Source organism: Streptomyces sp. NPDC101234 (assembly GCF_044767525.1).
GTDB classification, from domain to species: Bacteria; Actinomycetota; Actinomycetes; order Streptomycetales; family Streptomycetaceae; genus Streptomyces; species Streptomyces sasae.
Window position 1 is genome coordinate 24,038 of the sequence record NZ_JBIWOA010000019.1, and the last position, 21,493, is coordinate 45,530.

Below are 21,493 nucleotides of genomic sequence, written 5' to 3' on the forward strand. Positions count from 1 at the left end.
TCCCTCACCGGGGGCGTGACATGCGTCACAGCTTGGCCGAAAACAGGCTGGAACGGCCATGAAACAGACCTCAGAAGAGCGCCTTGTAGCCCTGCCAGCCCGTCGCGATCTTCACGCGCGCCGCGAACGACCCTTTGCCCGCGCCCGTCTGCCGGTACAGGTTGCCCGCGGTGTCCCGCATCACCAGGTCGTTCCTGCCGTCCCCGGTGATGTCACCGACGCCCACGACCGCGTTGTACGAGGCGTTCCAGTGCGCGGCGACCTTCACCCGCTCCTTCACCTGCCCCGTCCCGGTGCCGTCGTACCGCCACAGCGTCCCGGCCTTGTCGACCGCCAGCACGTCCCCGAAACCGTCGCCGTTCAGGTCACCGGCGCCGACGATCTTCGTGTACGCCGCCCAGGTACGGATCCTGACCCCGGCCTTCAGCCTGCCGGTGCCGTCGTCGGCGAACAGGTAGACGTCCCCGGTGGACGCCTTGCGGGCCAGCAGGTCGGTGCGGCCGTCGCCGGTGAGGTCGCCGGGAGCGGTGAGGACGTTGTACGCGTTCCAGCCGGTGCCGAGGGAGACATGCTTGTCCGACGGCTTGTACGAGCCGCCGCACTTGCCGGTGTACCGGCGCAGCTCCCCGTTGGGCATCCGCATCAGCATCTCGGCGCACCGGTCGCCGGTCATGTCCCCGAAGGGCACGACGACCGTGCCCGCCGCCCAGCCGGAGGCCGCCCATACGCCGCTGAACTTGCCGTTGCCCGTGGTGGAGTGCAGCGTGAGGCCGCCGGCGGAGCTGAGGGTGGCCAGGTCGCCGTAGCTGTACCCGCTCTGGTCGTGGAAGCCCTGCGTGCCGCCGGTGTAGCCGAACTTCCCGCCCGTCGTGTAGGTGCCCGAGCCCGCGACGGCGGTGGCGGTCAGCGTCCAGGTCTTCGGACCGTTGAGCGGATAGCCGCCCTTGTCGTTCGTCCCGTCCCAGCCGATGTTGATCGCCGTGCCGCTGCCCTTGATGGTGGCGTCGGCGTGCCCGTGCGTGTCCTTCACGGTGAAGGTCCAGTTCGCGGGCTTGCTCAGCTGCCAGACACTGCCCCAGACGGTGTTGCCGGTGTCGCCTTCCCTGGCGTCCTCGTCCCAGTCCGCCACCTCCGACTCGATCCCCGTCAGGGGCTGGGTCGGCACCTCGCTCGGCACGATCCGGATCACGTCGTCCGGGCCGACGTACGCGATGCCGCCGCCGAACTTGTCCACGGACCAGGTCAGCCGCCGCTGGTCGGCGGTGTGACCGGCGGGCAGGTCGGCGATCGCGCGGGCCGCGGCCGCCGTCCCGGTGTGGAAGTCCGTCAGCATCAGCTTGCCGGCGGTCCGGTCGTGCTGGACGAGGTAGCCGTCGCCGACCAGCACCGGGCCGGAGGGCACCTTGATGTTCTTCTTCGCCGTACGGTCGTAGACGCCCGCGGCGCCCGTCGGACCGCAGTTCCAGTAGATCCAGCGGCCGATGACCTGAAGCTCCTTGACCGTGCAGGGCGCGCCGGTGGAGACGGTCGCGACCGTCTTCTTCGTCTTCAGGTCGTATCCGGTGACGACCCCGTTGCCGGTGCCCGGCGTCCACAGCGTCGAACCCCACACGGAGGCGGCGGTGATGGACCGGGTCAGCCTGACGTTCTGGGTCTGGTACGCGGGCACCGCGTCGACGTACTGCTTGCCTGTGGAGGACGCCTGGTAGACGTAGAAGCGGCCGGTGGCGTCGACGAAACGGCCGCCGGTGACGACCGGATCGGGCCCGCCGTCCATCGAGTCCTCGGTCAGGTAGATCTGGGCCGTCTGCCTGCCGGTGCCGTCGTCCATGAAGTCGCCGACGTAGGTGTTGCCGAAGGTACGCATCGGCACGCAGCCCTGTGCACCCTCGTCGCACGGCACCCGTTGGAGATGGCCGCCGACCGCGTCCGTGCCGGCGAATCCCCGGGTCGTCTTCTCCAGCACCGTGGAACCGTCGGCCGAGATCTGCCGGCCGATCACCCACTGGCCATAGTTCGGCGCGTGCTCCACGGTGGCCAGGAAGCCCCCCGCGTAGTCGATGCCGTAGACGCCGTCCGTCACGATCGGCGTCGGGGTGGTGTCCGCGGCGGCCGTGCCCGCGGTGGTCAGAGAACCGGCGCCGAGGGCGGCCAGTCCGACGAGAGTGAGTGCGATCCGGGCATGCCGGCTCAAGGAACCCCCCCAGGAAGTCAAAAGTCAAAGGATGTTAACAACCGGCACACAGGTATCAATAGTGAATTGCCCGTGAGCAGAGGGCAGTTGGCGGATCGTCAGCGGGACGGCGGAGGGTCGGCGGAGGGTCCCGGGAACGCGGAAGGGCCCGTACGACAGGTCGTCGTACGGGCCCTTCCGGGGTTCAGCTCACTCGGTGTCAGCCGTTGCGCTTCCAGCGCGGCTTGTCGTCGCGGCGGCCGAAGGAGCCGGAGGACGAGCCACGGTGGTCGTCACGGCGACCGAACGGGCGGTCGTGGCCGCTGTGGCCGCCGCTGCGGAAGCCCGGGCGGTCGTCACGGCGGTCGCGGTTGAACGGACGGTCGCTGCCCCGGTGGCCGGACGGACGGTCGTCGCGGCGGAAGCCGCCACGGTCGCCGCCGTCACGGCGCTCGAAGGAGCGGCCGCCGCGGTCGTCACGGTCGCGGTCGAACGGCTGGCGCTCGTCCCGGCGGAAGCCGCCACGGTCGCCGCCGTCACGGCGGTCGTCACGACGGTCGTCCCGGCGGAAACCGCCCGACGGACGCTCGTCACGACGGTCGAAGGAACGGGCACCACGGTCGTCGCGGCGGTCGTCCCGGCGGAAGCCACCGGACGGACGGTCATCCCGGCGGAAGCCGCCACGGTCGCCGCCGTCACGGCGGTCGTCACGACGGTCGTCCCGGCGGAAACCGCCTGACGGACGCTCGTCACGACGGTCGAAGGAACGGGCACCACGGTCGTCGCGGCGGTCGTCCCGGCGGAAGCCACCGGACGGACGGTCGTCACGACGGTCACGGCGCTCGTAGTTGCCCCGGTCGTCACGCTGCTGACGCGGACGCTCGTACGAGGAGGGCTCCTGGCGGGCCGGCGCCTCGGCGGCCGGCTGCTCCGCCACCACGGCCTCGGCGTCGACCTGGGCCGCGGCAGTGGCCTCGGCCACCGCTGCCTCCGGGTCCTCGCCGCGCTCGCGGGCGACCCGGGCGACGAGGCGGTCGGCCTCCTCGCGCAGCTCGGCGGCCCGGCGCTGCGCCCGCTCCAGCTCCTTGGTGAGCTGGGCGACCTCGCGCTCGGCCTGCTGCGCCGCGTTGGCCGCGGACTCGGACTGGACCTCGGTCATCGAACGGGCGCCGGTGATCTCGGCGACCTCGGGCTCGAAGGCCGTACCGGAGTTGATGATGTGACGCCCGGCGTCGACGCCCGCGTCCTCCATCAGCCGGAAGATCTGGCGGCGCTGGTGCGGCAGGGAGAGCGACACGACGGTGCCGGTGCGGCCGGCGCGGGCGGTACGGCCCGCGCGGTGCAGGTAGTCCTTGTGGTCGCCGGCCGGGTCGACGTTCAGGACCAGGTCGATGCCGTCGACGTGGATACCGCGGGCGGCGACGTCGGTGGCGACGAGGACGTTGACGTAGCCGTCCTTGAAGTCGGCCAGGGTCCGGGTCCGCGCGCCCTGGGTCATGCCGCCGTGCAGCGCGTCGGCCTTCACACCGGAGTCGCGCAGCTGCTCGGCGACGCGGTCGGCGCCCAGCTGGGTGCGGACGAAGATGATGGTGCGGCCCTTGCGGGAGGCGATCGCGGCCGTGACCGGCGCCTTGTCCTTGGGCTTCACGATCAGGATGTGGTGGGACATGGTCGTCACGGCACCCTGGGCGGCGTCGACCTCGTGCGAGACCGGGTCGACCAGGTAGCGCTTGACCAGCGTGGAGATCTCGTTCTCCATGGTGGCCGAGAACAGCATCCGCTGGCCGCCGGCCGGGACCTGGTCGAGCAGCTCGGTGACCTCGGGCAGGAAGCCCAGGTCGGACATCTGGTCGGCCTCGTCGAGGACCGCGATCTGCACGTCCTCCAGCGAACACGCACCACGGTTGATGATGTCGCGGAGACGGCCCGGGGTGGCGACGAGGATGTCGACGCCGCGCTCCAGGGCGTAGATCTGGTTGCCCATGGACGTACCGCCGCAGACGACCTTCATCTTCAGGCCGACGACGTCGCCGTAGGGCTGGAGGGCGTCCGCGACCTGCATCGCCAGCTCGCGGGTCGGGGTGAGGATGACGGCGCGCGGGCGCTTCTTCTCCGTACGGCCGCCGGCCAGCGTGGCCAGGGTGGGCAGACCGAAGGAGAGGGTCTTGCCGGAGCCGGTACGGCCCCTGCCGAGGATGTCCTTGCCTTCCAGGGCGTCCGGGATGGTCGCGGCCTGGATCGGGAAGGGGGTGGTCACACCGTTCTGCGCGAGCTTGCGCACGACGCCCTCGGGAAGACCGAGGTCGGCGAAGGTGATCTCAGGGGTGTTGTCAGTGGTGTTGTCAGTGGTGTCGGTGGTGTCAGCGGTCTCTTCGGAGACCTTGGTCACCAGGTCGTCGTCCTGGGTGTTCTCGGGCACGACGAACTGATCAGTACTGGACACGGACATGCGAATGCGAAACCTTCCGGAGTCTCTTCGGCACGCGCCCGTCAACTCCGTGATTCGCTCACGACCGCCTCAATGCGGTCCGCCACGGCAAGGGAGAGTACGCGCCACACGGCGCGCTCTGCGGTGGCGCCGGGCAAATGGGATCAAACGATCTACCACCATACGCACCCACCACCCCCCAAGGCAAACCGAGCCACTGTCTCGCAGCTCACAGCTGGTCTGCCACGGCCTCGGCGACACCCGAACCGACCCGTCGGCGCACCGCCCCACGCTCCGTTCCGGCGCACTGGCTGACACTCCGACGCGAGGCTCGGGCCGACACACGGACCGGACGCGCTGATCTACACCCCCACCAACACCCGACCCGCCCGCCTTCTTCCCGCCCCCACGCGCCCCACGCGCCCACCACGAAAACCGCTTCCCGGAAATTCGCCCCGCCGCAGCCACGTCCCGGCTGAGCCCACGTCCCCGCCGGTCTCCTCCCCGCCGGTCTTCTTCCGGTTCTTGCGGTGCTTGCCTCGCCCGAAATCTTTCCCGCCGCAGCGGCGCTCAGCCCCCGCGGCGCTCACCGGCGGTGCCGAGCCCCCGCACCCCTACGCCGGTGTCCCCGCCGCCGGTGCCGGCTCCCGCTGTACGAGCTGGGTCCCCGAGCCGTCGTCATGCGCCGAGGAGGACGGCTCGGCGGACGGTGGGTCGGTCACCGGGGGCGGCGGGGAAGGGGAAGCCGGCGGCGGGGTGGGCGTGACAGCCGGCGGCGTGGGCGTCGCCGGAGCTCCCGTGGGCCCGGCCGGCGCCCCCGGCGCCCCGCTCGTCCCCGGGTTCACGGGCGTGGCAGGCGCCGCGCTGCCGCCCTTCGCCGGCTTCGCGGACGCCGACTCCGACTCCCCCGGCTTCGGCTTCCCCGGATGCCCGCGCTTGCCGTCGGGCACCTCACCGCCGTACCCCGCGCCGCCCTCGCCGGACACCCCGGAGTCCTCGTCGGCCTCGCCGGCGCCCCGGTGTCCCGCGGAGTGCGACGGCTTGGCCTTCCCCGCGTCGTCCCCGACGTTCACACAGCCGGCGGCGGCCGCGACGGCCATCACCGTGACGGCCAGACGGACGGGTACGTACAAGGGGCGCACGGCGGCCACCTCCGGGGGCGGAGAAAGAAGTCAATCTGCCCAACTCCCGTCGCCCACAAGAGGACACGCCCCCCGGACCGGAGGTACCGGCCTTCGGTACGACAAACGCCGGACCTCCGCACCCCGACTGTCGCGGGCGCTCGGGTGTGTGGTTCACCATGGGGTGTGCGATTCGACTCCGTTCCCATGCCGGCGAGCGTCGAGGCCAGGCCTCGTGACGGCCGCGGCTACCCCGTGCCCGCCATCACCCCGTGGGAGGGCGACGCCCCCCAGTTCGCACTCACCGACTACGAGCGCAGCGCGGAGTGCGCCCGGAACAGGCTCTGTTCCGTCTGCAACACCCTGATGCCCAAGGGCCCGGTGTGGCGGGTGGTCGGCGCCGCCGAGAGCGCCGCGATCCGCGAGGCGCTGGCCGCCGGGCGGCCGTACCGCAACCTGGCGCCGACCCTGGAGGCTCCCGGGCACCGCGCGTGCATGCTCTACGCCTCGATGGTCTGCCCGTATCTGGCCCGCCCCAACGCCCGCCGGGGCACCAGCGCGGAAACCCCGGACGACATGACCGCTCATGTCGTCCGGGGTGCTGTACGAGGGAAGCTGGGTGCCGTGGTGGGGTTCGGCGACTACGAGTTCGCCGTCACCAGGTCCCAGGTGCTGTTCCGTTTCCTCGACGTGGTCGAGTTCCTGCCGCACGACACGGCCGACGAGCACCTGGAGGCGCTGCGGGCCGAACTCGCCCGCTCCGACGGCCGGCTGGGCGGCGACGGCCGGCCCCAGTAGACGGCCGGCCGCGGTGGACAGCCGGCCGCGGTGGACGGTCAGCGGCGGTAGGCGGGCAGTCCCGTGTGCGAGGAGGCCTTGACCGGGCTGCCGAACCCGTGGGCGGTCTTGGTGACCGTGTACGTGCCGCGCGGGGTCCGGAAGGCGATGGTCTTGCCGTTCGGCGACCAGGTGGGCTCGGTGTAGTCGGTGGTGGCGTGCGGGGTGATGTCCTTGACGGCGTTGGTGCCGGCGGTCAGGTCGTCGACGAAGAGGTGGTCGTGGCCGCCGACCGAGCGGACGAAGACGACCTCCTCGCCGCCGGGGGCGAGCGCGGGCTCGGAGCCCTTGGCCAGCGCACCGCCCTGCTGACGCAGGTAGTCGTCCCGGATGTAGACCTCGCCGTTGTGGGTGTTCTCGTAGACGGACGTGCCGTAGGACCCGCCGGCGTTCGGCCAGGTGTTGTTCGTCTTCGGGAGCGCACCCGCCTCCGGGTCGTCGCTGTTCAGGCTGATCGTGGTCGGCCTGCCGTGGTTGCTGGTGGCCTTGACGCTCTCCAGCACGGTGCTGCCGTGGATCTTCGCGGAGAAGATGATGTTGTTCTTCGCGGGGATGCCGTTCGTCCGGTCGGCCGCGGCGACCTGCCAGGTCGGGTGGGACCAGGTCTGGTTGCCCGGGTTGGCGGCGGCGGTGACACGGTGGCTGCCGTCGGGGTCGGAGACGACGAGGTTGCCGTGGCCGTCGATGAAGGCGGCCTTGGTGCCGCTCGGGTTCCAGGCCAGGTCGCGGACGGCGGTACCGAAGTCGATCGACTTGCCGCCGACGATGACGTGCCGGGTGCCGTCGCTGATGGTCAGCCCATGAGGCACGCTCACGGCGGCCGGAGCGGCCATGGCGGTGGCGGACACGCCGGCAACGGCCAGCAGCGCGGCGACACCGGTGGCGACGGCTGTTGTGGTGCGACGACGGAGACGTGCGGACATCAGGTTCCCCCAGGGTGAGTGGCACTGCGGCAAGTGGTCATCGCGGGAGTCGCCTGCCGTCCCCGGAACTGGTCCGGTCCCCGTCGGCCTGCTGCCGCCCCTTCGCGATGAGAGAAGTCTTCCCACGGGGAGTGACGGAGCTGTGCGCGCGCTGTCACAGACGTGCAATAGGGGCCGGAAGACATCCCGTGCGCGCTTTCGGATACCCCTGCTCCACCCGCGTCCCCGACAATGGCCCTGTGCTGGAGATGACACGCGACAGGTTCGAAGAACTGGTGAGCGAGGCCCTGGACCGGATCCCGCCGGAACTGACGCGGGTCATGGACAACGTGGCCGTGTTCGTCGAGGACGAGCCGCCCGCCGACGATCCGGAACTGCTGGGCCTGTACGAGGGGACACCGCTCACCGAGCGCGGGGAGTGGTACGCCGGGGTCCTCCCCGACCGGATCACGATCTACATGGGTCCGACCCTGCGGTACTGCGAGACGCAGGAGGACGTGGTCGACGAGGTCTCCGTGACCGTCGTCCATGAGGTGGCGCACCACTTCGGCATCGAGGACGCCCGGCTCCACGAACTGGGCTGGGGCTGACCCCCGCGCCGCGAACCGCCGCATACCAGCCCGCAATCCTGGGCATACGGCACCAATGGCCCGAGCCCGAGCCCATGTCCGCGCCCGCCTACCCGTCCTGGAACTCGCCTCCGAGCAGCACCGGCCGCCCGCCTGGAGCCGCGCCCTGGGCCTGATGGCCGTCGTACTCGTCGGCGCCTGGCTCGGCCTGCTGATCGTCGGGAACGTCCGCGCCCAGGTCGGCCCGATGGACACGACGATGACCCTGCGCCCGTCCCTCACCGGCGGCACGAAGATCAACGTCTCCCCGCTGGGCGCCCTGTCCCTGGACACCCACACCGCGCCCGTCCGCCTCGACGTCAACGTCGACCAGCTCGACCCGGTCCGCTCCCAGGCCCTGGTCGATCATCCCGAGCGCATCTCCGGACTCCAGGACGAGGTCACCCACGACGTCGAGCACGGCACGCTCACCCTGGCCGTACGCTCCTGCGTGGCCGTCGTCTCCGGCGCCACCGCCCTCGGTCTCGCCGTCTACCGCCGCCCGCGCCGCGCCCTGGCCGCCGGCGGCCTCGCCCTCGCGCTCCTCGCCACGTCCGGCGCGACCGCGTACGCCACCTGGAACCCCAAGTCGGTCCTGGAACCGCGGTTCTCCGGCCTGCTCTCCTCCGCCCCCGCGCTGGTCGGCAACGCCCGCAGCATCGTCACCGAATTCGACGTCTACCAGAAGGAGTTGGCCCGCCTGGTGACGAACGTGACGAAGCTGTACGACGTCACGTCCACGCTCCCCGCCTACACACCGGACCCGACCACGCTGCGTGTCCTGCACATCTCCGACGTCCACCTCAACCCGGCGAGCTGGAAGATCGTCGCCTCGCTGGTGGAGCAGTACAAGGTGAACGTGATCGTCGACTCCGGCGACACCATGGACCACGGCTCGGCCGCCGAGAACGGCTTCCTGGACCCGATCGCCGACCTGGGCGTGCCGTACGTCTGGGTCCGGGGCAACCACGACTCCCTCATCACCCAGCGTTATCTGCAGCGCATGAAGAACGTGCACGTCCTGGACGGCGGCCGCGCCCAGACGGTCGCCGGGCTGCGCTTCGCCGGCATCGGCGACCCCCAGTTCACCCCCGACCGGTCGACGGTCCCCGGCGGAGACGCGGCCGAGGAGCTGGCCGGAGACCGTCTCGCCACCGCCCTGCGCGAGCAGCGGGCGGCCGGCACCCCGGTGGACGTGGCGATCGTCCATGAGCCGGCGGCGGCCCGGATGACGGACGGCGAGGTGCCCATCGTCCTTGCGGGCCATCTCCATCACGAGCTGACGGAGATCCTGCCGCACGGCACCCGGCTCCGGGTGGAGGGCTCCACGGGCGGCAGCGGGCTCCGTGCCGTCGAGGGCAAGTACCCGGACCCCATCGAGGCCTCGATCCTCTACTTCGACCGCGACAGCCGCCGCCTCCAGGCCTGGGACGAGATCAGACTGGGCGGTCTGGGCCAGACGACGGCCGAGGTCAGCCGCCACCTCCCGGCGGAGAACCGGCCCTGAGCCCGCGCAGCTATTCAGTTTGGTCCAGGTCCCGACGTCGTAGTACAGTCACGTCGTGCCCAAGGGCACCGGTCAGGGCTTGACCGTCTCAGACCTCGACAAGAGGCGAGGGAGAAGCGGAACCTTAGAGGGGAAGCGGAGTCACATGCTTCTCACGTCCCCTGGACGCGAAGACGAAGCAGAGCAGCACCTGGTAGTACGCCCTCATCGTCTAGCGGCCCAGGACGCCGCCCTTTCAAGGCGGTAGCACGGGTTCGAATCCCGTTGGGGGCACGCAAGATCGTGTGCGACACTGTTGCACACAAAGCAATACAAAGCTTGGTCCTGTGGAGCAGTTTGGAGTGCTCGCCACCCTGTCAAGGTGGAGGCCGCGGGTTCAAATCCCGTCAGGACCGCTGAGGTTTCACGTGAAACCTCGTGGCTGGGTAGCTCAGTTGGTACGAGCGATCGCCTGAAAAGCGATAGGTCGCCGGTTCGACCCCGGCCCCAGCCACAACGAACAGCCCCTCCGGGTCCCCGGAGGGGCTGTTTTCGTTCAGCACCCGGCACCCAGCCCCCTGCGCCGCGACAGACAGTCACCAGCCGACAAATCAGGTTGACGATCCAGGTAAGAAAAGGGTTAAGTTGCGGTGATCATCAAGTGCCGGACGGGGGCGGTCTCTTGCTGCTTGATCCATGGGCGCGCCCTCGACCGACGGGGAAGAGGATGTCGCGTGAGACTAAGTAAGACGAAGGCCGCCTGCGTCACTCTGTGCGCATTCGGCTTGGGGCTCGTCACCACCAACTCCGCGTCTGCCGCGGGGTGGACCTACGGCGCCTACGAAGGCGGCGGGTACGGCGTCTGGAACTACGACCCGGGCCCGGACCCGATCGGCTTCGGCGACGCGCCCGGAGACGCGATCGCGGCCTGCGACACCAAGGCCGACGGCTGGGGCATCGAGGTCCGGCTCGACATCGGCCGCGACGGCGACATCGACCGCACGGTCAGCACCCGCGGGCACTCCTCCCCGTACTGCTCGGACTACAAGACCGGCAACATCAGCCCCGAAGGAACCCCGGTCCGCGTGTGGGTCGTCAAGGTCAGTGGCGACACCGACTACCACCCCGTCTACAAGGACGGAAACGCCTGATGTAGGCGCCACCGTCCCGCCGGGGCACCGAGTCCAGGGCCTGTCTCCCCGATCCAGTCGGGAGGGCGGGCCCTGGACTCTGTTTTGGACAAGAGCGGGGCGGATCATGGCATTCCTTTGAGATCGCCTCGAGAGCATGACGGCTGCATGTCAACGCCGAGCCGAACCGCCCCCGGATCCCAACCGGTCGTATCCTCCGGGCTGTTCATGCTCTCCGGCGATCTCGTGACCACCCCCGCGAACGCTCCGTGGAGACCTCATGCACAGATCCCGCCCTGCCGTCGGGCTGTCCCTCGCCATGATCGTCATGGCGGGGGTGATGAGCGGCTGGGGGACCGGACGGGCCGCGGCCGATCCCGGGCCGGACACGACGCTGTACGTGAAGGGCTACAGCCCGGCATGCAGTGACAGCGGTACGGGGACGGAGAGCCGGCCCTTCTGCACCGTGCAGGCCGCCGCGGACGTGGTCGAGCCGGGGGACACGGTCCGGATCCTGGGGGACTACTCCCTGTCTCCGCACCCGGAAGCGGTGACCCTCACCCGGTCGGGGACCAGCGAGAAGCCGATCACGTTCAGCGGAGCACCCCTCCCCTCAAGCCGTCTGACGGCGGTGCTCGCCACTCCCGCCTCCGCACCGGCGCTGACGCTGAAGGGCGTGCACGACGTGCGGGTCGACTCGCTGACCTTCACCGACGAGCACCACTCGGACGTGGTGGCGGTGACCGGGTCCGACCACGTGACCCTCGACCGGCTGACGGTCGACAACTACGCCCCGACGGTCCCCGTCACCGGGACGGCGATCGGCGTGGACGGCACGTCCTCGGACGTGACCGTGTCACGGAACACGCTCTATCCGAGCACCGCTTACGGCGTGCGGGTGCAGCCGGGAGCGGCCCGCATCACCGTGACGACCAACATGATCCTCATGTATCAGCAGGGCGGCATCGCGGTGTCGGGCACCGCCGACGCGGACGTGACCAGCAACACCGTCTTCGCCCCCTGCGACGCCGGAATCTCGCTGGACGGCGGAAGCTCCGGGGTGGTGGAGAACAACGTGGCCATCACCAACGGCTCGTCGATGCAGACCAGCGCCTGCGCGGCGCCGACCGCTCCGCTCTACACGGTGTCGGCCGACTCCACGGGCCAGGTCACCGCCGACTACAACGTGGCGGCGCACTCGGCGTCCACTTCCGCCCCCGCCCGCACCGAGTACTCCTGGGCCGGCACCTCCTACGCCACCAGCGGGGCGTTCCGGGACGCGACCGGCCAGGGCACGCACGACATCGACGGGATCAACGGGTACCCGACGACGCCGTCCGAGCACTCCCCCCTGATCGACTCGGCCGACGCCACCGCGCCCGGCGAACTCGGCACCGACGCCCAGGGTCGTCCGCGCGTCGACGATCTGCTGGTCGACAACACCGGCAACGGCACCGGCCACCCCGACCGCGGCGCCCTGGAACGGCAGGACACCCTCACCATCGCCGCCGGCGACGTTCCGACGCCCCCCAAGGGGCTCGCACCGCTCGGCATCTCCATGAAGACCGACGCCACCAGCTCCTGGGGCGCGCCCCTCACCTACTCGGTCGACTTCGGCGACGGCAGCGACCCGGCCACCGGCACTCCCGGCACCCCGGCCTCCCACACCTACACCACGCCGGGGCTGTACACGACGCGCATCACCTTCACCGAACCGGACGGGACGAACGCCGAGAAGTCGTACGCCGGGGTGGCGGCAGGTACGGCCACCCCGCCCGCCACCGCCCTGTCGGTAGCCCCGGACACCGCGAGCGGTCAGGTCAACGCCGGGTTCGCGCGGTTCACGGTGCCGGCACCGGCCGACTCGTGGGAGGTCGGGTACCGGACCCTGAGTTACGGCGACGGCACGCAGGACAACCTGGCCGCGGGCGCACAGCAGCCCACGCACCAGTACCCGGCCCCCGGCAGCTACACCGCCACCCTGACGCAGACCGACCTGCTCGGCCGTACCACCACCGCCACGACCGTCTTCCACGCCGCGGACGCCTTCGTCGCCATGACCCCGCAGTACGACACCGAGAAGACGATCGCCGCGCACGGTGTCCTGAAGCTCTCGGCGGCCACGCTGCGGGTCGACTCGGACGGCGTGGACGCGGCCCAGCTCCAGATCGTCACCAGCGACGCGAAGGCGAGCGGCGCGCTCACCCTCTACACCCATGGCACCAGCCGCCCGGGTACCGCCGGCGTCTCCTTCGAGCCGGGCCGTACGGCCACCGGCGAAACGACGGTGAAGGTCACCCCGACCGGTGCGGTCGACGTCTACAACGGCAGCTCCGGCGCGGTGACGGTCGACGTCGCCACCGTCGGCCTCCAGTCCCACGCCCAGTACGCCGACACCTACCACCCGGTCACCCCGGTCCGCCTGCTCGACACCCGCACCGGCACCGGCGGCGTGCGCGGCCCGGTGGCCGGCGGACACTCGGTCACCCTGACCGTCGGCGGCACCCACGGCGTCCCGGCGGGCGCGGACGCGGTCGTCCTCGACGTCACGGCAACCACCACCAAGGCGGCCGGCGACCTCACCGTCGCCACGCACGGCACCAACGACTCCATCGTGAGCGGCCCGTACTGGACCACCGGCCAGACGACCACCACCCAGGTCGTGATCCCCGTGCACGACGGAAAGGTCGTCCTGCACAACGACAGCAGGGCATCGGCGAACCTCGTGACCGACCTCGCCGGCTGGTACGGCACCACGGCGAACGGCGCGGAGTTCCTGCCCGCGAACCCGGCCCGGGTCCTCAACACCCGCACCGGAACCGGCACCAACGGCAAGATCGCCAAGCTCGCCGCCCACGCCACCCTCAAGCTCAAGGTCACCGGCGCCCACGGCGTCCCCGCGACCGGGGTGAACGCGGTCGACCTGGACCTGACCGTGGCCGCCCCGTCCGGCAGCGGCTACCTGGTCGCCTACCCCGACGGCACCGCACGCCCCGGCGTGTACTCGCTGAACTTCACCAAGGGGCACCCCGCGGCCGGCCGCGCCCTGGTCAAGGTCGGCATCGACGGCGACATCGACCTCTACAACGCCGGTTCCAGCCCGGTGGACGTGTATGCCGACCTCTTCGGCGCCTACGCCGTGTTCCCGACGGGCTGACACCGCTTGGCGGCGGGGCCGCACGACGCTACGTTCTGCGTCGTCGACCAGACGTCGGTACAGACGTCAGTACAGACATCGAGACAGACATCGAGACAGACCTCAATACGGACCGGAGGCGGGCGGGGACGATGAGCGAGGACCAGGACAGAGTCGGTGAGGACATACGGCTGGAGAAGGCCCGGGCGCGCTACGGCCTGCTCGCCGTCGTCGTCAGCAATCTCGCCATCGCCGGCGTAGCGGCCTTCGGCGTCTGGCGGCTCGGCGGTGACAGGTCGGTGATCGTCGGCGTCCTCACCGCGGCGTTCACCGCCGTGAGCAGCATGACCACCGCCTACCTGGGGATCAAGGCCGTGTCCAACACGGCGAAGTCGATCGCGTCCGCGGCCGCCGCCACCCATCAGGCACCTGCCGCCACCCACCCGGCGACCACCTCCGCCGCCTCCGCCGCTTCCGCGGCTTCCGCTCCCTCCACCACCCCGCCCGCCCAGCGGAGCCAGTAGGCCAACCCCGGCCGAACCGCCGGAGGCAAAAGCGTTCGCCACGAATTTCCCCGAGGTGAGATCCTGGACCGCGTATGTCTACGCATCCCGCCCCCGCCCTCGGCGCCCTCGCCCCCCGCCTGACCGAGCTCTCACTGCGCGACGCGCACCGGCTCGGGCGCAGGCTGGAAGGCGCGCGCAAGATCCGTAAGCCGGAGGCCCGCGCCGCCGTCCTCGCCGAGATCGAGGCTGAGGTGGCCAGGGCCGAGGAACGGATGGCCGGCCGGCGTGCCGTCGTGCCCGCCGTGTCGTACCCCGAGCAGCTGCCCGTCAGCCAGAAGAAGGCCGAGATCGCGGAGGCGATACGCGATCACCAGGTCGTGATCGTGGCCGGTGAGACCGGCTCCGGCAAGACCACCCAGATCCCCAAGATCTGTCTGGAGCTCGGGCGGGGGGTGCGCGGCATGATCGGGCACACCCAGCCCCGCCGGATCGCCGCCCGCACCGTCGCCGAGCGGGTCGCGGAGGAGCTGCGGACGCCGCTCGGCGAAGCCGTCGGCTGGAAGGTCCGCTTCACCGACCAGGTGAACCCGGACGCCACCTTCGTCAAGCTGATGACCGACGGCATCCTGCTCGCCGAGATCCAGACCGACCGCGAGCTGCGCGCCTACGACACGATCATCATCGACGAGGCCCACGAGCGGTCCCTCAACATCGACTTCCTGCTGGGCTACCTGGCCCAGCTGCTGCCGAAGCGCCCGGACCTGAAGGTCGTGATCACCTCCGCGACCATCGACCCCGAGCGGTTCTCCCGGCACTTCGGCGACGCCCCGATCGTCGAGGTCAGCGGCCGGACGTACCCCGTGGAGGTGCGCTACCGCCCGCTCCTCGAAGAGGACACGGACGACGCCGACCGGGACCAGATCACCGCCATCTGCGACGCCGTGGAGGAGCTCCAGGGCGAGGGGCAGGGCGACATCCTCGTCTTCCTCTCGGGAGAGCGGGAGATCCGCGACACGGCGGACGCGCTGGAGAAGAGGAAATACCGGTTCACCGAGGTCCTGCCGCTGTACGCGCGGCTCTCGCACGCCGAGCAGCACCGGGTCTTCCAGCCGCACACCGGGCGCAGGATCGTTCTGGCGACCAACGTCGCCGAGACCTCCCTGACCGTCCCCGGCATCAAGTACGTCATCGACCCCGGCTTCGCCCGGATCAGCCGCTACAGCCACCGCACCAAGGTGCAGCGGCTGCCCATCGAGCCGATCTCCCAGGCCAGCGCCAACCAGCGCAAGGGCCGCTGCGGCCGTACGTCCGACGGCATCTGCATCCGGCTGTACGACGAGGAGGACTTCCTCGGCCGGCCGGAGTTCACGGACGCCGAGATCCTCCGTACCAACCTCGCCTCCGTCATCCTGCAGATGACCGCGGCCGGCCTCGGCGAGATCGAGAAGTTCCCCTTCATCGACCCGCCGGACCACCGCAACATCCGCGACGGTGTGCAGCTGCTCCAGGAGCTGGGCGCGCTGAACCCGGACGAGAAGGATGTCCGGAAACGGCTCACCGACAGCGGCCGCAAGCTGGCCCAGCTGCCCGTCGACCCGCGCCTCGCGCGCATGGTCCTGGAGGCCGACAAGAACGGCTGTGTCCGCGAGGTCATGGTCATCGCCGCCGCGCTCTCCATCCAGGACCCGCGCGAACGCCCGGCCGACAAGCAGACCCAGGCCGACCAGCAGCACGCCCGCTTCCGGGACGAGACCAGCGACTTCCTCGCCTTCCTCAACCTGTGGCGCTATGTCCGCGAGCAGCAGCGCGAACGCGGCTCCAGCTCCTTCCGGCGGATGTGCAAACAGGAGTACCTGAACTTCCTGCGCATCCGCGAGTGGCAGGACATCTACACGCAGCTGCGCACGGTCGCCAAGCAGATGGGCATCCACCTCAACGAGGAGGACGCCCCCGGCGATCGCGTACACGTTTCCCTCCTCGCCGGGCTCCTGTCCCACATCGGCATGAAGGACGTGAAGAACGCCGGGGGGGAGGGCGGGAAAAGCACAGCGAAGAACGAGTACCTGGGTGCGCGCAACGCCAAGTTCGCGATCTTCCCGGGCTCCGCGCTGTTCAAGAAGACCCCCCGGTTCGTGATGTCGGCCGAGCTGGTGGAGACCAGCAGACTCTGGGCCCGGGTCAACGCGAAGATCGAGCCGGAGTGGGTGGAACCCCTCGCCGGGCACCTCCTGAAGCGGACGTACAGCGAACCGCACTGGGAGAAGGACCAGGCGGCCGTGATGGCCTTCGAGAAGGTCACGCTGTACGGCGTACCGATCGTCGCCGACCGGAAGGTCAACTACGGCCGGATCGACCCCGAGGTCAGCCGCGAGCTTTTCATTCGCAACGCACTGGTCGAGGGTGACTGGCGTACGCACCACAAGTTCTTCGCCGACAACCGCCGGCTCCTCAGCGAGGTCGAGGAGCTGGAGCACCGGGCGCGGCGCCGGGACATCGTCGTCGACGACGACACGCTCTTCGACTTCTACGACCAGCGGGTGCCCGAACACGTCGTCTCCGGGGCCCACTTCGACTCCTGGTGGAAGCACAAGCGGCACGAGCAGCCGGAGTTCCTCGACTTCGAGCGCGCGATGCTGATCCGGGAGTCGGCGGAGGCGGTCACCAAGGCCGACTATCCGGACAGCTGGCGGCAGGGGCAGCTCAAGTTCCGGGTCACCTACCAGTTCGAGCCGGGTGCGGACGCGGACGGTGTGACCGTGCACATCCCGCTCCAGGTCCTCAACCAGGTCGAGGACGAGGGCTTCGACTGGCAGATCCCGGGCCTGCGGGAAGAGGTGGTCACGGAGCTGATCCGCACCCTCCCCAAGCCCGTCCGCCGCCACTACGTCCCCGCGCCGAACTACGCGAAGGCCTTCCTGGAGCGGGCGGTGCCCCTGCAGGAACCTCTCACCACGACCATGGCGCGCGAGCTGAAGCGGATGGTCGGCGTGCCCTTCGAGGCCGAGGACTTCGACTGGGCGAGGGTCCCGGACCACCTCAAGATCACGTTCAGGATCGTCGACGAGCGGCGCCGGAAGCTGGCCGAGGACAAGGACCTGGAGGCGCTGAAGCTCCGTCTGAAGCCGAAGGCGCGCCAGGCCCTCTCCCAGGCCGCCGCGGCCACCGCGGAGCGCCAGGGCGGCGAGTCCCTGGAACGCAAGGGCCTCACGGACTGGACGATCGGCACGCTCACCCGTGTCTTCGAGACCCGCCGGGCCGGGCAGCCGGTCAAGGCGTACCCCGCCCTCGTCGACGACGGCGACACGGTCTCCGTGCGCCTCTTCGACACGGAGGAGGAGCAGGCCGCGGCGATGTGGAAGGGCATGCGCCGGCTGATCCTGCGCAACATCCCGGTGAACCCGGCGAAGTTCGCGTCGGAGAAGCTGACCAACGCCCAGAAGCTCGCGCTCTCCGCCAACCCGCACGGCTCGATCCAGGCCCTCTTCGACGACTGCGCGATGGCCGCGGCGGACAAGCTGATCGCCGACTTCGGGGGGCCGGTGTGGGACGAGGAGTCGTACCGGAAGCTGTACGACAAGGTGCGCGCCGAGATCGTCGACACGACGGTCCGTACGGTCACGCAGGTGCAGCAGGTCCTGGCCGCCTGGCAGGCCTGTGAGCGCCGTCTGAAGGGCGTACGGAGCCCCGTGCTGCTGGCGAACCTGACGGACGTACGCAAGCAGCTGGACGCCCTAGTGAAGCCGGGCTTCGTAACGTGGGCCGGTATACGACGGCTGCCCGACCTGATGCGCTACCTGGTCGCCGCGGACCGCCGGCTGCAGCAGATGCCGACGAACGTCCAGCGGGACACCACCCGCATGGAGAAGGTCCACGAGATGCAGGACGAGTACGCCTGGCTCTTGGAGCAGCTCCCCCAGGGCCGGCCGGTGCCGCAGCAGGTGCTGGACATCCGCTGGATGCTGGAGGAGCTCCGGGTCAGCTACTTCGCGCACGCGCTGGGCACGGCGTACCCGGTCTCCGACAAGCGGATCGTGAAGGCGATCGACACGGCAGCCCCGTAACCGGCCGGGCACGCTGGGTGAGTTCGACCAGCACCCTCGCCCTCCTGTACAGTCCTTCTCGCAGCACAGCGCAGACAAAGTGCCGCGAAACCTGGTCCTGTGGAGCAGTTTGGAGTGCTCGCCACCCTGTCAAGGTGGAGGCCGCGGGTTCAAATCCCGTCAGGACCGCAGAAAGCTGAGGCCCGTATCCCGCCAAGGGATGCGGGCCTCAGGCGTTTCACGCGTTTCATCAGGACCGCACGGAGACCGAGGTCCGCACCCCGTGCAGGGGTGCGGACCTCCCCCACGCCCAGCACCTTTCCCCGCCGCAGCGGCGGGCCACCACGACGGTGCGGGCCGGCGGTGCCGAACCCACCGGCCGCGGCCGGTCCGGCACCACCGAGAACCGCCGTCGTGGCCGAGCACCGTCGCGGCGGACGGAAAGCGGGGGTGGCGGAAGACCGCGGCCCAGCGAAGGCGGCCGGGGAGGGCGGCCGGGAAAGGGCCCGCGCCATTGACGGCGTCACATTCGCTCGGTACCCAGAAGACAGGGCCCGCTTCCCGTCGGCCCTCTCCTGGAGGTGGCGTATGGCGGCTTCGGTGCGGCACGAGACCCGGGCGTTGCTGAGGGCCCATCTGGCGGCCGCCTCGTCGTACCGACATCTGACCCGTCACTGCCCGGTCTGCCATCAGCTCCTGCGGCTCGCCATGGCCTCCGCTCCGCACGCCACGGAGGTCCCCGAGGACGCCGTGGAGGAGGAGGGCCCCATCGGTGTGTGACCGACCGTCGCCGGCCCCAACGGCCGTTCCCTCGTGGGGCGATGGAGGGTGCGATTCCTCGCACGACTCCTCTAGCGCACCCGGGGCAGTACAAACAACCCGTGCGGTATGTGACGGGTGTCACCGCATGAGTTTCTGATTCAGGGGTTCTTACCCCTGTCCTACAACTGGTCAATTTAATATGTGCAATTGCACCACCCTGAGGGCACTGTCCCGACTTCCCTCCGGGTGCTCGCACAGCAGATCCGACAGCCGTCCTCAGGCTCCGACAAGGCCGCTCACAGAGCCGCTGGTCACGGTCGGCCAGAGCCCCACGGACGCCCATGGACGCACAAAAAAGATCGCGCTGGACCCGGCGGAGTCCAGCGCGATCTACGACGCACCCTGTGTCGCTTGCCTGAGAAGTTCTTGGTCGGCCTGGGCGTGGGTCCCGTTGGGGCAGGTCCCGCGTCGCTCGGAGCTAGGGTTTCGGGCATCCCGACCAGTTGGGGGAACGGTCGGTTTGCCCGCTATTCAGTTGGTCAGGCCTCGCTGCGCTGCTGCGGGATACCCGCGAGCAGGGCGCGGACCTCAGCCTCGCGGTAACGGCGGTGTCCGCCGAGCGTGCGAATGGACGTGAGCTTGCCGGCCTTCGCCCACCGCGTGACCGTCTTGGGGTCGACACGGAACATGGTGGCGACCTCAGCCGGGGTCAGCAGCGGCTCGGCATCAGGGGTGCGAGCGGTCATGAGCGGCCTCCTCGGGAGAACCGAACCTTCTCGGTTCTTTCCTCTAAATTCTGCACCTTGACCCGCGTTGCCCGAAATGGTGGACGCGAGTCGAGTCGGTTATAGGACGAACGGCTTGTCCTCGGCACTACAACTACACCATCTGTCCAGCCGCGTCGGCCAAACCGATGGAATTGCCCTCCCAGGTAGTCATCAGCCGCGGAAGCCGATGGACCATGCCATAGCGGACAGTCACGCCACTGTGACGATCAGTCACAGGACGATCAGGAGTCACCAGACCCCCCAAAGCACGTAATGCGGAGAATCCGCCCACAGTGCACCACACTTGGACGGAAGGAGACCTCCCCGGACTCCTTGTCCTATTTTGGCATGAGGGGTGGTAAGAGACGCAAGAGCCGCGTAAGTGCGATCCGTCACCCTTGGAATAAAAGCCCGGATCAGGACCTACGTCCCGTGCGTTCCCTGAAGTGCCGTCAACGTACGTTGTTTCGTAGCATCTGGGCCGTGACGTACATCACTCACCGCCCACACGTCACTCAGGTGTCATCCGACCGCAACCGGAGCCAGACAACCCCGCCATTAATACGGATCACTCGGCATCCGTGCTCAGACCGGTACTCAATTCGCGGACCGGCGGTCCCGCACCGCCCGCCACCGCTCCACCAGCCGCCCGTACGCCTCCCCGGCCGCGGCCCCGTCTCCCTGGCGCAACGCCTCGATACCGGCCGCCACATCGGCCGCCGAATGGTCGTCCTCCAGATCGCCGGCCGGCACCGCGTGCACCAGGCCGCCGTAGTCCAGCTCGACCAGCGAGCGCGGGTGGAACTCCTCCAGCCAGCGGCCGACGTCCATCAGACCGTCGATCAGCGGCCCTTCCTCGATGGTGTCCCTGAGCGTGCGCAGCGCCCGGGCCACCCGGCGCCGGGCCTGCACCATCGGCGTGCGGTAGCGCAGCATCGGCGGGATCTCGCCGGTGCCCTTCTCGTACCGGCGCTCCGCGTCGGAGACCAGCACGAACCAGTTCAGCGGCACCTGCCAGGTCGCCGTACGGATCCAGGGCCGTGAGTCGGGGTTGCGGACCAGCCAGCGCTCGTAGTCCACCGCGGCCTGGCGCCGGACCACCGGGGGCAGCATCGCGTCCAGGACCGTCTTCGGGAGCTCCTCGGACAGCTCCTGGAGGGCCTGCCAGCCGCGCAGCCGGGTCCGCCAGGGGCAGACGCACACGACACCGTCGACCTCCAGGACGAAGGCGTCGCCGCTCTCCTTCACCGGCACCGGGATCGGCGGGGTGGGCAGCAAGTCGGCCAGGGAACGACGGAGTTCGTCCTGGTACGAGGGCCGGCCCGGACGGCGGGCGTAACGCGTCCAGTGGTCGCGCTCGGGCTCCGGGAAGGCGGCCAGCGGCTCGTACACACGCAGGTACGTCGCATAGGGGACGACCACCGAGGACACCTTGGGCACGCCTGCTCCCTCCCCATCGGGCCGGGCTCGAAACCAGCGCAACCCACCACGGAGCCAGCCGGGGCCGGCCGCGAAAACCACAGCAAATCGTCCCACGCTCATACGTGCGCTCACGGCGCGGGAGAGTGATCCTGAA

Annotated in this window: 14 protein-coding genes and 4 tRNA genes; 12 read left to right on the forward strand and 6 right to left on the reverse strand. The window is 70.0% G+C overall.

The annotated features are described in order from the left end of the window. Positions 1-70 precede the first annotated feature (70 nt). The 3 genes from ACIRR9_RS31050 to ACIRR9_RS31060 all read right to left on the reverse strand — a co-directional run bounded on the left by ACIRR9_RS31050 (position 71) and on the right by ACIRR9_RS31060 (position 5,743). Positions 71-2,194: an FG-GAP repeat domain-containing protein gene (locus ACIRR9_RS31050; protein WP_403758568.1), complete on the reverse strand. Its 2,124-nt coding sequence runs from the start codon at positions 2,192-2,194 to the stop codon at positions 71-73. A gap of 199 nt (positions 2,195-2,393) precedes the next feature. Next, positions 2,394-4,622 carry a DEAD/DEAH box helicase gene (locus ACIRR9_RS31055; RefSeq protein WP_403758571.1) on the reverse strand — a complete coding sequence of 743 codons (2,229 nt, stop codon included), beginning with the start codon at positions 4,620-4,622 and terminating at the stop codon, positions 2,394-2,396. Between the two features lie 593 nt (positions 4,623-5,215). Beyond that, positions 5,216-5,743 (reverse strand): hypothetical protein, encoded by a 528-nt coding sequence (locus ACIRR9_RS31060; RefSeq protein ID WP_403758574.1) that lies wholly within the window; start codon positions 5,741-5,743, stop codon positions 5,216-5,218. 186 nt (positions 5,744-5,929) lie between these two features. Between ACIRR9_RS31060 and ACIRR9_RS31065 the strand changes: the two genes are divergently transcribed. After that, on the forward strand, positions 5,930-6,520 hold the full coding sequence (locus tag ACIRR9_RS31065; protein WP_403758577.1) for a hypothetical protein: 591 nt from the start codon (positions 5,930-5,932) through the stop codon (positions 6,518-6,520). Positions 6,521-6,558: 38 nt separating this feature from the next. On the opposite strand, the gene ACIRR9_RS31070 is transcribed toward ACIRR9_RS31065, so the two are convergent. Then, positions 6,559-7,482, reverse strand: a complete 924-nt coding sequence (locus ACIRR9_RS31070; RefSeq protein WP_403758579.1) for a TolB family protein — start codon at positions 7,480-7,482, stop codon at positions 6,559-6,561. Between the two features lie 248 nt (positions 7,483-7,730). Here ACIRR9_RS31070 and ACIRR9_RS31075 point away from each other — a divergent pair, with 248 nt between their 5' ends. From ACIRR9_RS31075 to ACIRR9_RS31125, 11 genes are all read left to right on the forward strand, one after another. Continuing rightward, positions 7,731-8,072: a metallopeptidase family protein gene (locus ACIRR9_RS31075; protein WP_365339764.1), complete on the forward strand. Its 342-nt coding sequence runs from the start codon at positions 7,731-7,733 to the stop codon at positions 8,070-8,072. A gap of 55 nt (positions 8,073-8,127) precedes the next feature. Then, the gene (locus ACIRR9_RS31080; protein ID WP_403758582.1) at positions 8,128-9,597 is read left to right on the forward strand and encodes a metallophosphoesterase; all 1,470 of its coding nucleotides are present in this window, start codon (positions 8,128-8,130) and stop codon (positions 9,595-9,597) included. 200 nt (positions 9,598-9,797) lie between these two features. After that, positions 9,798-9,870, forward strand: a tRNA-Glu gene (locus ACIRR9_RS31085). Positions 9,871-9,917: 47 nt separating this feature from the next. Beyond that, positions 9,918-9,992 (forward strand) — tRNA-Asp (locus ACIRR9_RS31090). Positions 9,993-10,016: 24 nt separating this feature from the next. Then, positions 10,017-10,090 (forward strand) — tRNA-Phe (locus ACIRR9_RS31095). Between the two features lie 220 nt (positions 10,091-10,310). Continuing rightward, positions 10,311-10,727, forward strand: a complete 417-nt coding sequence (locus ACIRR9_RS31100; protein WP_403758585.1) for a hypothetical protein — start codon at positions 10,311-10,313, stop codon at positions 10,725-10,727. A gap of 259 nt (positions 10,728-10,986) precedes the next feature. Further along, a complete protein-coding gene (locus ACIRR9_RS31105; protein ID WP_403758588.1) occupies positions 10,987-13,863 on the forward strand; it encodes a PKD domain-containing protein in 2,877 nt (958 codons plus the stop codon). 131 nt (positions 13,864-13,994) lie between these two features. Beyond that, positions 13,995-14,366: a hypothetical protein gene (locus ACIRR9_RS31110; protein ID WP_403758591.1), complete on the forward strand. Its 372-nt coding sequence runs from the start codon at positions 13,995-13,997 to the stop codon at positions 14,364-14,366. Between the two features lie 74 nt (positions 14,367-14,440). After that, entirely contained in the window at positions 14,441-18,409 is a 3,969-nt protein-coding gene (gene hrpA, locus ACIRR9_RS31115; protein WP_403758593.1) for an ATP-dependent RNA helicase HrpA, read from the forward strand. A 93-nt stretch (positions 18,410-18,502) separates the two neighbouring features. Then, positions 18,503-18,577 (forward strand) — tRNA-Asp (locus ACIRR9_RS31120). 399 nt (positions 18,578-18,976) lie between these two features. Further along, a complete protein-coding gene (locus ACIRR9_RS31125) occupies positions 18,977-19,168 on the forward strand; it encodes a DUF6274 family protein (RefSeq protein WP_403758596.1) in 192 nt (63 codons plus the stop codon). Positions 19,169-19,689: 521 nt separating this feature from the next. Here ACIRR9_RS31125 and bldC read toward each other — a convergent pair. Together bldC and ACIRR9_RS31135 are read right to left on the reverse strand one after the other, a co-directional pair. Next, positions 19,690-19,896: a developmental transcriptional regulator BldC gene (gene bldC, locus ACIRR9_RS31130; protein ID WP_003949541.1), complete on the reverse strand. Its 207-nt coding sequence runs from the start codon at positions 19,894-19,896 to the stop codon at positions 19,690-19,692. A gap of 618 nt (positions 19,897-20,514) precedes the next feature. Next, on the reverse strand, positions 20,515-21,357 hold the full coding sequence (locus ACIRR9_RS31135) for a hypothetical protein (protein WP_403758599.1): 843 nt from the start codon (positions 21,355-21,357) through the stop codon (positions 20,515-20,517). Between the last annotated feature and the right edge of the window lie 136 nt (positions 21,358-21,493).

Coding starts and splice junctions, on each gene's coding strand:
- ACIRR9_RS31105 (WP_403758588.1), top strand. CDS start 10,987: ATGCACAGATCCCGCCCTGCCGTCGGGCTGTCCCTCGCCATGATCGTC.
- ACIRR9_RS31055 (WP_403758571.1), bottom strand. CDS start 4,622: ATGTCCGTGTCCAGTACTGATCAGTTCGTCGTGCCCGAGAACACCCAG.
- ACIRR9_RS31075 (WP_365339764.1), top strand. CDS start 7,731: ATGACACGCGACAGGTTCGAAGAACTGGTGAGCGAGGCCCTGGACCGG.
- bldC (WP_003949541.1), bottom strand. CDS start 19,896: ATGACCGCTCGCACCCCTGATGCCGAGCCGCTGCTGACCCCGGCTGAG.
- ACIRR9_RS31110 (WP_403758591.1), top strand. CDS start 13,995: ATGAGCGAGGACCAGGACAGAGTCGGTGAGGACATACGGCTGGAGAAG.
- ACIRR9_RS31080 (WP_403758582.1), top strand. CDS start 8,128: ATGGCCCGAGCCCGAGCCCATGTCCGCGCCCGCCTACCCGTCCTGGAA.
- ACIRR9_RS31125 (WP_403758596.1), top strand. CDS start 18,977: ATGGCGGCTTCGGTGCGGCACGAGACCCGGGCGTTGCTGAGGGCCCAT.
- ACIRR9_RS31070 (WP_403758579.1), bottom strand. CDS start 7,482: ATGTCCGCACGTCTCCGTCGTCGCACCACAACAGCCGTCGCCACCGGT.
- hrpA (WP_403758593.1), top strand. CDS start 14,441: ATGTCTACGCATCCCGCCCCCGCCCTCGGCGCCCTCGCCCCCCGCCTG.
- ACIRR9_RS31065 (WP_403758577.1), top strand. CDS start 5,930: ATGCCGGCGAGCGTCGAGGCCAGGCCTCGTGACGGCCGCGGCTACCCC.